This window comes from Kosakonia pseudosacchari, assembly GCF_015167415.1.
In the GTDB taxonomy this organism is placed as follows: Bacteria; Pseudomonadota; Gammaproteobacteria; order Enterobacterales; family Enterobacteriaceae; genus Kosakonia; species Kosakonia pseudosacchari.
The window spans coordinates 3,381,579-3,394,848 of the sequence record NZ_CP063425.1; the positions used below are offsets into that span (position 1 = coordinate 3,381,579).

Here is a 13,270-nt window from a genome sequence, read left to right on the forward strand (position 1 = left end):
TTGCCGCCATTACCAAGCGAGACCATCGTGGACAATATTAAAGAAGAGAAGCTCGACAAACACAGCGATGACATACAAGTGGAAAGCGACGAGAAGAAGAGCGGGAAGAAAATAGAGCTCGATGAAGAGCGCCTGCCCTCACGCGCCATGGCGATTCATGAACATATTCGCCAGGACGGCGAAAAAGAGCTGGAACGCGATGCGATGGCGCTGTTCTGGTCAGCCATAGCCGCAGGCCTGTCGATGAGTGCATCGCTGCTGGCAAAAGGGATTTTCCACGTACAGCTCGACGGCGTTCCCGGCGGTTTTCTGCTGGAGAACCTCGGTTACACCTTTGGCTTTATTATTGTCATCATGGCGCGCCAGCAACTGTTTACCGAAAACACCGTCACGGCCGTATTGCCAGTGATGCAAAAACCCAGTTGGGTCAACTTTGGCCTGATGACGCGCTTATGGAGCGTGGTGCTGTTGGGAAACCTTGTTGGTACTGGCATCGCGGCCTGGGCATTTGAGTATATGCCCATATTCGATGAAACCACCCGCGATGCGTTTGTCAAAATCGGCATGGAGGTAATGAAGAATACGCCGCTGGAGATGTTCTCTAACGCCATTATCTCCGGTTGGATCATCGCCACCATGGTGTGGATGTTCCCGGCGGCAGGCGCGGCGAAAATTGTGGTGATCATCTTAATGACCTGGCTTATCGCGCTGGCCGACACCACGCATATCGTGGTCGGCGCCGTAGAGATTTTCTATCTGGTGTTTAACGGTACGCTGCACTGGAGCGAATTTATCTGGCCATTCGCCCTGCCGACACTCGCCGGGAATATTTGCGGCGGCACGTTTATTTTTGCCCTGCTCAGTCACGCACAGATCCGTAACGATATGATCAATGCGCGTAAAGCCGAAACAAAAGCCCGCGCCGACGAGCAAAAACAGCAACGCGACGGCGCAGAAAAAGAGGCATAAACGGCCACAGTTTAATCACTTGGCGGCCTGTGAGCTTAACGCGAGACGTAAATAACGTTATACTCCTGCCGCCTTGTCCCCTTAGTTAAATGGATATAACGAGCCCCTCCTAAGGGCTAGTTGCAGGTTCGATTCCTGCAGGGGACACCATCAATGCCTCTCACTTCTTCAATAAGACACAATTCCCGACAACAAGGTTGTCAGATGGCGTTCCGCCAGCAGCGCGATGGCACGTTCAATATCCGGCGCGAAATAACGATCTTTCTCATAGTGCGCAACCTGCTCGCGCAGCAGTCGGCGTGCCTGTTCCAGCGGCGGACTGCTGGTTAAGCCTTCGCGCATATCCAGCCCCTGGCAGGCGGCCAGCCACTCAACGGCAATGACGCCACGCGTGTTCGCCGCCATCTCCCACAGGCGACGCCCGGCAGCCGGTGCCATAGAAACGTGATCTTCCTGATTTGCCGAAGTGGGCAAACTGTCCACGCTGTGCGGATGCGATAACGCTTTGTTCTCACTTGCCAGCGCCGCCGCGGTGACCTGGGCAATCATAAAGCCAGAGTTAACACCGCCATTTTTCACCAGGAACGGCGGCAGTTGCGACATATGGCTGTCCATCAGCAGGGCAATGCGGCGCTCGGCAAGCGAACCTATCTCGGCAATCGCCAGCGCAATATTATCTGCGGCCATCGCCACCGGCTCTGCATGGAAATTCCCCCCGGAGATCACGTCATTTTCAGCGGCAAAAACCAGCGGGTTATCGGAAACCGCATTCGCTTCGGTTAACAGCACTTCTGCGGCAAAACGCAGTTGCGTCAGGCACGCGCCCATCACCTGCGGCTGACAGCGCAGGGAGTAAGGATCCTGCACTTTATTGCAGTTGTGGTGAGACTGAGAAATAGCGCTGTCATCGGTTAATACATGGCGATATAACGCCGCCGCGTCAATCTGCCCGCGCTGGCCGCGAACGTCATGAATTCGCGCATCGAAGGGACGACGCGAACCGAGCGCCGCCTCAGTGGTCAGCGCACCGCAAACCACGGCGGATGCGAACAGATCTTCGGCTTCAAACAGGCCGCGCAAAGCAAATGCGGTGGAGGTTTGCGTACCGTTCAGCAGCGCCAGCCCCTCTTTCGCCGCCAGCGTGATTGGCGCAAGGCCAGCATTTTTCAACGCTTCACTCGCCGGTAACCATTCACCCTGCCAGCGCGCTTTTCCTTCGCCGAGCAGCGTCAGCGACATATGCGCCAGCGGCGCCAGATCGCCAGATGCGCCCACCGAGCCTTTCGCCGGGATCCACGGATAAACCTCCGCGTTAACCATCGCCACCAGCATCTGGATCACCTGCAGGCGAATACCGGAAAAACCGCGTGCCAGGCTGTTGATCTTCAGCACCATCACTAAGCGAACCAGCGCGTCATCCAGCGGCTCGCCAACGCCTGCGGCATGAGAAAGCACCAGCGAGCGTTGCAAATTCTCCAAATCTTCCGTCGCGATGCGCGTTTGCGCCAGCAATCCGAAGCCCGTATTGATGCCATACGCGGTGCGACCTTCCGCCATAATCGTGTTGACGCAGGCAACGCTCTCATTAATGGCCGCAAACGCGCCATCATCCAGCGACAGATGAATAGGCTGGCTGTAGATTTCGCGCAGCTGCGCGAGGGTGAGTTGGCCCGGAATAAGGGTGAAATTTTTCATGCTTTGCCCTGCCCCTGCGTTGCAGCAACCATCGGAAGATTGAGCCCCTGCTCTGCGGCGCACTCAATCGCAATCTCATACCCGGCGTCAGCGTGGCGCATAACACCCGTTGCCGGGTCGTTATGCAGCACGCGTGCAATGCGTGCTGCCGCTTCATCTGTGCCATCACAGACAATTACCATCCCCGCATGCTGGGAAAAACCCATCCCCACACCGCCACCGTGATGCAGCGAGACCCAGGTCGCGCCGCTGGCAGTATTCAGCAGCGCGTTAAGCAGCGGCCAGTCCGATACGGCATCAGAACCATCGCGCATTGCTTCGGTTTCACGGTTTGGGCTTGCCACCGAACCAGAATCAAGATGGTCGCGACCAATCACAATCGGCGCGGAGACTTCACCAGTGCGTACCATCTCGTTAAACGCCAGCCCCAGTTTTTGCCGCCACTCAAGCCCTACCCAGCAAATACGCGCCGGTAATCCCTGGAAGCTAATGCGTTCGCGCGCCATATCCAGCCAGTGGTGCAGGTGCTTGTCGTGCTGAATAATCGCTTTCACTTTGGCGTCGGTTTTATAGATATCCTGCGGATCGCCGGAAAGCGCCACCCAGCGAAACGGGCCGATGCCACGGCAAAACAGCGGTCGAATATAGGCCGGGACAAACCCCGGGAAGTCAAAAGCATTATTGACGCCCATCTCTTTCGCCATCTGGCGAATGTTGTTGCCGTAATCAAAAGTCGGCACGCCCATTTCACTGAACGCCAGCATAGCGCTGACGTGCTCAGCCATACTCTGTTTAGCGGCTTGCACTGTGCCCTGCGGGTCGGATCCCGCTTTGTGCTGGTACTCTTCCCACGTCCAGCCTTTTGGCAGGTAACCATGCAGCGGATCGTGTGCGCTGGTTTGATCGGTGACCAGATCCGGGCGCACACCGCGTTTCACCAGCTCAGGCAGGATCTCAGCCGCGTTGCCGCACAGCGCGACAGAGACCGCTTTGCCAGCAGCGGTGTACTTTTCAATGCGTGCCAGCGCGTCGTCCAACGAAGTGGCTTGTTCATCGACATAACGTGTGCGCAGACGAAAATCGATGCGGCTTTGCTGGCACTCAATATTCAGCGAACAGGCGCCAGCCAGCGTCGCCGCCAGCGGTTGCGCACCGCCCATACCACCAAGCCCGGCGGTTAACACCCAGCGCCCTTGCAGATCCCCCTGATAATGCTGGCGACCGGCTTCAACAAAGGTTTCATACGTGCCCTGCACAATCCCCTGGCTGCCAATGTAGATCCAGCTTCCGGCAGTCATCTGACCGTACATCGCCAGCCCTTTAGCATCCAGATCGTTAAAGTGTTCCCAGTTGGCCCAGTGCGGTACAAGGTTGGAATTCGCAATCAGCACGCGCGGCGCGTTATCGTGGGTTTTAAATACCCCCACCGGTTTGCCGGACTGCACCAGCAGCGTTTCGTCATGCTCCAGCTTTTTCAGCGCCGCAACAATAGCGTCAAAGCACTCCCAGTCGCGCGCCGCGCGCCCGATGCCACCATACACCACCAGCGCGTTCGGGTTTTCGGCCACTTCGGGATCGAGGTTATTCATCAGCATGCGCAACGGCGCTTCGGTGAGCCAGCTTTTCGCATTCAGTTGCGTGCCTCTGGGGGCGCGAACAGTTTGCTGGCGATGGAGGGTATGCGGCATCGGTGTTTTCTCCTGCGGAAATGTCCTGGATATGTAAACACCTATACTTGTCTATACAATTGCATCACGCAAGTATGGATTTAACAAAAAAGATACAATTTTGTTATAGTGCGCCAGCAATCACGCTTTTGCTGACGCGAGCGATCAGGAGCCGAAATGGCCCTGTAAACGGTAACGGCTACCCGGAAAAAGCAGGCTGGCGTGGGAGACAATATGCGAGGTTGACCACGTACGGCGGCGAATAAGCAGGCAGGGATCGCGCTCGTTGATATGCAACAGGCGACACTCTTCAGCCGAAGCACTTACCGCCTCGACGATATGCTCCCCTTCGGTGAGTGGCGCAATCAGCGACAAATAGGCATGCGGCGTCGTGATGGTGTAATCCTGCTGTAAATAGTCAGGCACCACGGCGGCATTGACGCTGCGATCTTCAATCTGCACCGGGATATCGTTTTCGTAATGCACCATGCGGGAATGGAAAATACGCGCTCCCTCTTCCACCTCCAGCGCAGCGGCCTGGGTAAAATCGGCGCGCGTCTCTTCCAGTAGTAACACCTCGCAGCGGTGCTGGTGATGACGAGCAGTAATTTCATCGGCAATGCTACGGATTTCAAACAGCGCCGATTGGCCTTTTGGCTCAGCGACAAACGTACCGACGCCCTGTAAGCGTACCAGCAGCCCCTCGTCCGTTAACTCACGCACGGCTCGGTTAATGGTCATACGGCTGAAACCAAACTGCGCCACCAGCTCCGCTTCCGAAGGGATGCGATCGTGCGGCCGCCACGTACCGTCGTAGATCTTCTCGCTGATAGCCTGCTTCACTTTTTCATAAAAGGGCACCGGCGCACTGGCGGATGCCGAACGGGGACGAGACGAAAACATAGTGCGCGTGTTCCTTATGTTGTGAATGAAGCGCCAGCCGGCGAGTATAACCTGATTTAACGAGCGACGATCACCCGCGCCACCAGTGCAAAATCTGCCATGCCAGCCGTGCCGCCACTTTGGCACCTGCCCCCTGGAGGTCAAACAGCGGATTATATTCCACCAGATCCACCGCCTGAAGTTTGCCGCTGCGGCACAATGGTTCAACAATACGCAATAACAATGCCAGCGGAATGCCCAGCGCTGCGGGCGCGGAAACGGCGGGCATCTCCCAGGCGGGCAGTACATCGAGATCGATAGTCAGATAGAGACGATCGTAACTGGCTATGTTGCGTGCGATTTCCGGCATGACCCGATCATCATAAGCATGCAACACGGCAAGATCGTCAATCACCGTAACGTTGCGGTTTGCGGCTTCATCCCATAACGCCTGGGTGTTCGCCGCGACACTCGCGCCAATGCAGCTATAGTGAAAACCGCGCTGTTGCGCTTCGCAGTGCAGTGCCAACTGGCGAAACGGTGTCCCGGAACTGGCACGTTGAGCGTGGCGCAAATCGAGATGCGCATCCAGGTTGATAATCCCGATACGCTCATTGGGAAAGGCATCGAGAATGGCGCAACCGTGCGCAAACGCCGTTTCATGACCGCCGCCAAACACCAGCGTGCGCATACGCGATCGCTGGCATGCCAGTAGCGCATCATGCAGCGCCTGCTGCGCCTCCTCCAGCTTATCTGGCAGTGCGCGGATGTTGCCCATCTCCACCAGTTGCCCGTGCCCCGGCTGGCTTGCCATTCCGGCCAGCGCTTTACGCAGCACGTCGGGCCCCTGCGCGGCACCCGCGCGTCCCTGATTGCGTTTTACCCCTTCGTCGCACTCGAAACCCAGCAACGCGACTTTTCCACGATGTTGCTGCGGTGAGAAATCACCTGGGCTGGCAATGGTCTGAAAAACGCGCAGCGCATTTGCCGCTTCTGCGCTGTCATCACGTCCCTGCCAGACAGTCGGCTCAACCGGATGCCAGAGAGTCATACGCTTACCTCACCACGGAAAATGCGCTGATAGAGTGGGTTGCGGCCAGGTTCATAGACCATCTCCACCGGGTGCTCAGCATCCCAGACAATAAAATCGGCCATAAACCCTGCGGCCAGTTGCCCGTGCGTCTGCTGGCGACCGAGCGCTTGCGCGGCATGTCGGGTCACGCCTGCCCATGCTTCTTCCGGCGTCAGGCCGAATTTGACACAGGCCATATTCATCGCCAGGTGCAGGCTGGCGAACGGGCTGGTGCCCGGGTTGTAGTCGGTGGCAAGCGCCATGGGAACATGTTGCTGGCGTAGCAGTTCAACCGGTGGTTTTTGCGTTTCATTAAGAAAATAAAACGCGCCGGGGAGCAACACCGCCACCGTGCCGCTCGCGCGCATCGCGTCCACCCCTTCTGCGTTTAAATACTCAATATGATCGGCAGAAAGCCCACGATAGCGGCTCACCAGTTGCGCGCCGCCAAGGGAGGATAGTTGCTCAACATGGCCTTTTACCGGGATGCCCAATTCACGCGCCGCAAGAAATACCCGTTCGGTTTGCGCCGGGCTAAAGCCGACGTTTTCGCAAAAAGCATCTACCGCCTCAAACAACCCTTTTTTCCACAGCGCAGGCAGGATCGTTTCACACACCAGCGCAATGTATTCGTCGCTGCGGCTTTTATATTCTGGCGGCGTGGCATGCGCAGCAAGGAGCGTACGGCTGATCTCCACCGGCTGTTGTTGCGCGAGCAGACCGGCAACACGCAGCATTTTCTCTTCGTTTTCGAGATCCAGACCGTACCCGGATTTGATCTCAATGGTCGTCACGCCTTCATTGATCAACCGTTGTAATCGCTGCTCTGCGAGTCTCATCAGCTCCGCTTCGCTACTCTGTCGGGTGGCCTGCACGGTGGCATTGATACCGCCGCCCTCGGCGCTAATCTGCTGGTAAGACACGCCATTCAGCCGCCGCTCCCACTCCTGCGCACGGTTGCCGCCAAAAATAAGATGGGTGTGGCAGTCGATTAAACCGGGCGTTATCAGCCGTCCGGCAACATCAACACAGTTGGGTATCCTCGCGGGTAGCTCAGCATCCGGCACCACAGCGTGGATGCGCCCGTCGCGCACAATAAGCGCATGCTTTTCCAGTAAACCGTAAGGCTTTGGCTGAGAAGGATCCATTGTTGCAAGGCGCGCGTTGCGCCAGATTCGATCGGCAGAGGTAAAATCAGTCATCGGTTTTGCTTGTCATGGGTTGTATAGACATTTATTTGCATAATGAATGGATTGTCAACCCGCATAACCTGTCGCCCTGGTTGCACATTCATCCACTTTTTTGAGCGGGTTCAGTACAAGCCATCGCAAAGGCACATTGGTCTTGATGTGAGCGATTTGTGACCTGCTTCAAAAAATTAGCCTTATAATTCAAGCGGAAATGAACCGTTTCAGCAGGCCATTTTTATCGTCGCTCAATGGCTATTTATTTAGCAGTGAAAGTATTGTGTCGCCAAAGCCCGACACATTGTAAGTCACTAAAATTAAATAGAAAAAAGGCTCTTGTAAGGCCTGAAAATTAAGCGTACATTAGCCCCGTTTGGTGAGGAATTCACCCGAAATTCTGAGATGGAGCTGTGGCCGAAATAGAGATAATTCTCATTTTCGATGTGGCGTAGTTTCACCTCTCTATACTCAGTCCTGAATGGTCATGAATGCATACTTAGGTGTGCGGAGCGATGAACGTGAAATATTTCTTTATGGGCATTTCGGTGATGGTTATTGTGTGGGCCGGCACATTCGCCCTGATGATCTAACCTGAGCATATCGTGCTGTACAAAAAAGGAGCCAAAAGGCTCCTTTTTTGTTTTGCCCGCCGACCTGGCGGGCGGAGAAGGCACAGTTACGGTTCCAGATCTTCCGCCGCGCTCTTTTGCGCTGCAGGAAGTAGCCCATCGGCGCGGAACATGGCCTTAATACCACGCACCGCCTGACGGATACGATCGCGGTTCTCAATCAGCGCGAAACGCACATGCGTATCGCCGTAATCCCCAAAACCGATGCCTGGCGAAACGCAGACTTTCGCCTCTTTCAGCAGCTTTTTGGCAAACTCCAGCGAGCCCATCGCCGCGTACGGTTCAGGGATTTTCGCCCATACGTACATTGACGCTTTCGGCATTTCTACCATCCATCCTGCTTCATGCAGCCCTTTCACCAGCACATCGCGACGGCGTTTATACTGAGCGGCAATATCGCGCACACACTGCTGATCCCCTTCCAGCGCGGCAATCGCAGCCACCTGTAGCGGCGTAAAGGTGCCGTAGTCGTGATAACTTTTGATACGCGCCAGCGCGTTGACCAGCACCGGGTTACCGACCATAAAACCGATACGCCAGCCCGCCATATTGTAACTTTTCGACAAGGTGAAGAACTCAACGGCGACATCGCGCGCGCCCGGCACTTGCATGATCGACGGCGCTTTCCAGCCATCGTACACAATGTCGGCGTAGGCCAGGTCGTGAACAACCAGCACATCGTAGCGTTTTGCCAGCGCGACCACTTTTTCGAAGAACTCCAGTTCAACGCACTGCGCTGTCGGGTTAGACGGGAAGCCTAAAATCATCATTTTCGGCTTCGGGTAGCTTTCGCGGATCGCGCGCTCCAGTTCATTAAAGAAGTCGACACCTTCCACCAGCGGTACAGAACGCACCTGCGCTCCCGCAATCACCGCACCGTAAATATGAATCGGGTAACTCGGGTTCGGCACCAGCACGGTATCACCGTGATCCAGCGTCGCCAGCATCAGATGCGCCAGCCCCTCTTTCGAACCAATGGTGACAATCGCTTCGGTTTCCGGATCAATATCCACTTGATAACGATCCTGATACCAGCGGGAAATCGCCCGGCGCAGACGCGGAATGCCGCGCGACGTGGAGTAACCGTGCGTATCCGGGCGTTGTGCTACGGTACAGAGTTTCTCAACGATGTGCGGTGGCGTCGCGCCATCCGGGTTGCCCATACTGAAATCAATAATATCTTCGCCGCGGCGTCGCGCAGCCATTTTCAGTTCAGCGGTAATATTAAAAACATACGGGGGGAGACGATCGATACGCGTAAAACGGCGTTCAGGACTGAAGTCAGCCATAGATTCCTCGGAGTAACGTTAGCGCCCGGACCGTCCGAGCGACGTCGCCACATTTGCGGCGTGCTTAGAACATAGCCCGAAAAAAATCTCGCTGTCGAGGGGTAAGCGCAAAAATAACGCAACGCCATAAAAGAGGAAGTTTAATTTATGATAAGGAAAGCTTAATTATCCTCTTATAGAAAAAACCATCATATATTTTAACAATAAAATAAAGATAAAATTACCTTATAAATTCACCAATTAGCACAATATCGCGTCGCTTCTTTCGGCTCTTTTCAATCCCCTTTTGGAAAAGTGGTCTTTCCCCATTCAGCGAATGAATACTGCGGCTGGTCATCTGCGCCGGGGTTTTTTATCATAGCTTTTTGACGCTATTCATATGAGTCCCCCGTGCACGAAATATTCGACATGTTGCTGGCCGTTTTTGACCGAGCGGCGCTCATGCTGATCTGCCTGTTTTTCTTGATCCGCATCCGCCTGTTCCGCGAACTGCTGCATAAAACGGCGCACTCGCCAAAAGAGCTGCTGGGCGTGACGGCCATATTCTCAATGTTTGCCCTGTTCAGTACCTGGTCCGGTGTGCCGGTGGAAGGCTCGCTGGTTAATGTGCGTATCATCGCGGTGATGTCTGGCGGGATTTTGTTCGGCCCGTGGGTCGGCATTATCACCGGCGTGATTGCCGGGGTGCACCGCTATCTGATCGATATTGGCGGCGTGACGGCGATCCCCTGTTTTATTACCAGCATTATTGCCGGCGTGATGTCCGGGATGATTAACCGCAAGGTTCCGAAAGCGCAGCACTGGCGCGTGGGCATTATCGGCGGCATGATTTGCGAAAGCCTGACCATGACGCTGGTGGTGCTGTGGGCACCGACTACCGCGCTCGGCCTGGATATTGTCTCCAAAATTGGCGTGCCGATGATCCTCGGCAGCGTCTGTATCGGCTTTATTGTGCTGCTGGTGCAAAGCGTGGAAGGGGAAAAAGAGGCGATTGCCGGTCGTCAGGCGAAGCTGGCGCTGGATATTGCCAATAAAACGTTACCGCTGTTCCGGAATGTGAATAGCGAGTCCCTGCGCAAAGTGTGTGACATTATCCGCCGGGATATCAAAGCCGATGCCGTGGCGATCACCAATACCGATCACGTGCTGGCTTACGTTGGCGTCGGGGAAAATAATTACCGCGACAGCGACGATATTATCAGCCCAACCACTCGCCAGGCGATGAACACCGGCGAAATCATCATTAAAAACAATGATGAAGCCCACCGCACGCCGGAGATCCACTCGATGCTGGTGATCCCGCTGCGTGAACAGGGCATCGTGACCGGTACACTGAAGATCTATTACTGCCACGCGCATCAGATCACCTCGTCGTTACAGGATATGGCCGTTGGCTTGTCGCAAATTATCTCGACACAACTGGAAGTTTCCCGCGCCGAACAACTGCGGGAGATGGCGAACAAAGCGGAATTGCGCGCTTTGCAAAGTAAGATCAACCCGCATTTCCTGTTTAACGCCCTGAATGCTATCTCGTCGTCAATTCGTCTGAATCCGGACACCGCCCGGCAGCTCATTTTTAATCTGTCGCGTTACCTGCGCTATAACATTGAATTAAAAGATGATGAGCTTATTGATATCAAAAAAGAGCTCTATCAAATCAAAGACTATATCGCCATTGAGCAGGCCCGTTTTGGCGATAAGTTGACGGTGATTTATGACATCGATGAAGAGGTTAGTTGTGTGATCCCGAGCCTGCTGATCCAGCCACTGGTTGAAAACGCGATTGTGCATGGCATTCAACCGTGTAAAGGCAAAGGCGTGGTCACCATCAGCGTGGAAGAGTGCGGCAACCGCGTGCGTATCGCCGTGCGCGATACGGGCAACGGTATCGATCCGCAGATGATTGCCCGCGTTGAAGCCGATGAGATGCCCGGCAACAAAATTGGCCTGCTGAACGTTCACCAGCGCGTGAAGTTGCTGTATGGCGAAGGATTGCATATTCGCCGTTTAACACCGGGCACTGAAATCGCGTTTTTTGTGCAGCGCCAACCGTCGCCTGCCGCATTGTTGCCTTAACAGGAGAGCCGTATGAAAGTCATCATTGTTGAAGATGAGATCCTGGCGCAACAGGAGCTGAGCTGGCTTATAAAAGCGCACAGCCAGATGGAAATTGTCGGCACTTTCGACGATGGTCTCGACGTGCTGAAGTATTTACAGCACAACAAAGTCGACGCCATTTTTCTCGATATTAATATCCCTTCTCTGGATGGCGTATTGCTGGCGCAGAATATCAGCCAGTTCGCCCATAAGCCGTTTATCGTCTTTATTACTGCCTGGAAAGAGCATGCGGTGGAGGCTTTTGAACTGGAAGCCTTCGACTACATTCTGAAACCGTACCAGGAGTCACGCATCATCAGCATGCTGCAAAAACTGGAAACGGCCTGGCAGCAGCAATCAGCCCCCGTTGCCAGCCCGCAGCCACGGGAAAACGCGACCATTAACCTGGTGAAAGATGAGCGCATTATCGTCACCAGTATTAATGATATTTATTACGCGGAAGCGCATGAGAAGATGACGTTCGTCTATACGAAGCGGGAATCTTACGTGATGCCGATGAATATCACCGAGTTTTGCAGCAAACTGCCGACGGCGCACTTCTTTCGCTGCCACCGCTCTTACTGCGTTAACCTGGATAAAATCCGTGAGATCGAACCCTGGTTTAACAACACCTATATTTTGCGGCTGCGGGACCTGGAGTTTCAGGTGCCCGTCAGCCGCAGCAAAGTTAAAGAGTTTCGTCAGTTAATGAATCTTTAAAGCACGTAACCCAGCGTCTGGCGCAGATGCGCGCCAGAGCCCAACAGCCCCGGGTTATCATGCACGATCAAAAAGACCGGGATATCCTGGACGTAGGATTTGAAACGCCCTTTGTCCTCGAAACCGCCGCGAAAACCGGAAGCGGTAAAGAAATCGAGGAAGCGCGGCACAATACCACCGGCAATGTAAACGCCGCCGAACGTGCCGAGATTGAGCGCCAGGTTGCCGCCAAAACGCCCCATAATGACGCAAAACAGTGATAATGCGCGACGGCAGTCAATGCAGCTATCTTCCAGCGCCCGTTCAGTGACATCTTTCGGTTGCAGGTTTTCCGGCAGACGCCCGTCTGATTTGACGATCGCGCGATAGAGGTTAACAAGGCCGGGACCGGAGAGCACACGTTCAGCCGAAACGTGACCGATTTCCGCGCGTAACTCTTCGAGGATAATCCCCTCTTCTTCGCTGTTTGGCGCGAAATCGACGTGGCCGCCCTCGCCCGGCAGGCTCACCCAGCGCTTATCCACATGCACCAGGTGCGAGACACCAAGCCCGGTACCTGCGCCGTAAACGGCGATCGGTTTACCTTCAACCGGCGCGGAACCACCAAACTGAATCAGGTGTTCGGCTTTGAGCATCGGGATCGCCATCGATACGGCGGTGAAATCGTTAATGATTTCCAGATGGGCGAAACCGAGGTTTTTCTTCATTTCGGCAATCGAAAACGCCCAAGTGTGGTTGGTCATTGCCACCCAGTCACCGGTGATCGGGCAGGCGATGGCGATACAGCCGTCTTCTACCGTGACGTCGTGCTCTTTCAGATAGACACGCACCACGTCTTCCAGGCTTGGGTAATCGAGGCCGGAGTAGGTTTTGGCCCGGGAGATGTCACCGCTATCGACATCACACAACGCTAAGCGCGCGTTCGTGCCACCCACGTCTCCCACTAAAGCATACTTTGTCATTCTTTTACGGCTCCGCTAAAGTCAGAATAAATCTTTGGCACACTGTAAATTCAAGGCGCTGTAACGACAACGACCATATCATGAGTGCCCCAGGATTATCG

At 54.9% G+C, this 13,270-nt stretch carries 11 protein-coding genes and 1 tRNA gene; 5 read left to right on the forward strand and 7 right to left on the reverse strand.

Going from position 1 to position 13,270, the window contains the following annotated elements; all coding sequences use genetic code 11:
* Positions 1 to 27 precede the first annotated feature (27 nt).
* Both IP581_RS15890 and IP581_RS15895 read left to right on the forward strand, forming a co-directional pair.
* Positions 28 to 969 (forward strand): formate/nitrite transporter family protein, encoded by a 942-nt coding sequence (locus tag IP581_RS15890; RefSeq protein WP_193820822.1) that lies wholly within the window; start codon positions 28 to 30, stop codon positions 967 to 969.
* Between the two features lie 75 nt (positions 970 to 1,044).
* A tRNA-Arg gene (locus tag IP581_RS15895) sits at positions 1,045 to 1,119 on the forward strand.
* An 18-nt stretch (positions 1,120 to 1,137) separates the two neighbouring features.
* Here the strand turns inward: IP581_RS15895 and hutH are convergent.
* From hutH to hutI, 5 genes are all read right to left on the reverse strand, one after another.
* Positions 1,138 to 2,664, reverse strand: a complete 1,527-nt coding sequence (gene hutH, locus IP581_RS15900; RefSeq protein WP_193820823.1) for a histidine ammonia-lyase — start codon at positions 2,662 to 2,664, stop codon at positions 1,138 to 1,140.
* A complete protein-coding gene (gene hutU / locus IP581_RS15905; protein ID WP_086870970.1) occupies positions 2,661 to 4,352 on the reverse strand; it encodes a urocanate hydratase in 1,692 nt (563 codons plus the stop codon). The genes hutH and hutU overlap by 4 nt, the downstream gene beginning before the upstream one ends.
* Before the next feature lie 144 nt (positions 4,353 to 4,496).
* Complete coding sequence (locus IP581_RS15910) at positions 4,497 to 5,234, reverse strand: histidine utilization repressor (protein WP_193820824.1); 738 nt, start codon at positions 5,232 to 5,234, stop codon at positions 4,497 to 4,499.
* Positions 5,235 to 5,304: 70 nt separating this feature from the next.
* The gene (gene hutG / locus IP581_RS15915) at positions 5,305 to 6,264 is read right to left on the reverse strand and encodes a formimidoylglutamase (RefSeq protein WP_193820825.1); all 960 of its coding nucleotides are present in this window, start codon (positions 6,262 to 6,264) and stop codon (positions 5,305 to 5,307) included.
* The gene (hutI, locus tag IP581_RS15920) at positions 6,261 to 7,487 is read right to left on the reverse strand and encodes an imidazolonepropionase (RefSeq protein WP_193820826.1); all 1,227 of its coding nucleotides are present in this window, start codon (positions 7,485 to 7,487) and stop codon (positions 6,261 to 6,263) included. The genes hutG and hutI overlap by 4 nt, the downstream gene beginning before the upstream one ends.
* Before the next feature lie 503 nt (positions 7,488 to 7,990).
* Between hutI and ypdK the strand changes: the two genes are divergently transcribed.
* Positions 7,991 to 8,062: a membrane protein YpdK gene (ypdK, locus tag IP581_RS15925; RefSeq protein ID WP_099458783.1), complete on the forward strand. Its 72-nt coding sequence runs from the start codon at positions 7,991 to 7,993 to the stop codon at positions 8,060 to 8,062.
* An 86-nt stretch (positions 8,063 to 8,148) separates the two neighbouring features.
* On the opposite strand, the gene alaC is transcribed toward ypdK, so the two are convergent.
* The gene (gene alaC / locus IP581_RS15930) at positions 8,149 to 9,390 is read right to left on the reverse strand and encodes an alanine transaminase (RefSeq protein ID WP_086870963.1); all 1,242 of its coding nucleotides are present in this window, start codon (positions 9,388 to 9,390) and stop codon (positions 8,149 to 8,151) included.
* Positions 9,391 to 9,780: 390 nt separating this feature from the next.
* On the opposite strand from alaC, the gene IP581_RS15935 reads away from it, so the two are divergent.
* Together IP581_RS15935 and IP581_RS15940 are read left to right on the forward strand one after the other, a co-directional pair.
* Complete coding sequence (locus IP581_RS15935) at positions 9,781 to 11,466, forward strand: sensor histidine kinase (protein ID WP_071925212.1); 1,686 nt, start codon at positions 9,781 to 9,783, stop codon at positions 11,464 to 11,466.
* A gap of 12 nt (positions 11,467 to 11,478) precedes the next feature.
* Positions 11,479 to 12,207, forward strand: coding sequence for a LytR/AlgR family response regulator transcription factor (locus IP581_RS15940; RefSeq protein ID WP_193820827.1), 729 nt, complete (start codon positions 11,479 to 11,481; stop codon positions 12,205 to 12,207).
* Here the strand turns inward: IP581_RS15940 and glk are convergent.
* Complete coding sequence (glk, locus tag IP581_RS15945) at positions 12,204 to 13,169, reverse strand: glucokinase (protein WP_020454598.1); 966 nt, start codon at positions 13,167 to 13,169, stop codon at positions 12,204 to 12,206. The two genes, IP581_RS15940 and glk, sit on opposite strands and share 4 nt — an antisense overlap.
* Positions 13,170 to 13,270 lie beyond the last annotated feature (101 nt).

Bases quoted from the DNA above. Each gene is read 5' to 3' on its own strand.
- hutH (WP_193820823.1), bottom strand. From the start codon at position 2,664: ATGAAAAATTTCACCCTTATTCCGGGCCAACTCACCCTCGCGCAGCTG.
- hutU (WP_086870970.1), bottom strand. From the start codon at position 4,352: ATGCCGCATACCCTCCATCGCCAGCAAACTGTTCGCGCCCCCAGAGGC.
- IP581_RS15910 (WP_193820824.1), bottom strand. From the start codon at position 5,234: ATGTTTTCGTCTCGTCCCCGTTCGGCATCCGCCAGTGCGCCGGTGCCC.
- hutG (WP_193820825.1), bottom strand. From the start codon at position 6,264: ATGACTCTCTGGCATCCGGTTGAGCCGACTGTCTGGCAGGGACGTGAT.
- hutI (WP_193820826.1), bottom strand. From the start codon at position 7,487: ATGACTGATTTTACCTCTGCCGATCGAATCTGGCGCAACGCGCGCCTT.
- alaC (WP_086870963.1), bottom strand. From the start codon at position 9,390: ATGGCTGACTTCAGTCCTGAACGCCGTTTTACGCGTATCGATCGTCTC.
- IP581_RS15940 (WP_193820827.1), top strand. From the start codon at position 11,479: ATGAAAGTCATCATTGTTGAAGATGAGATCCTGGCGCAACAGGAGCTG.
- glk (WP_020454598.1), bottom strand. From the start codon at position 13,169: ATGACAAAGTATGCTTTAGTGGGAGACGTGGGTGGCACGAACGCGCGC.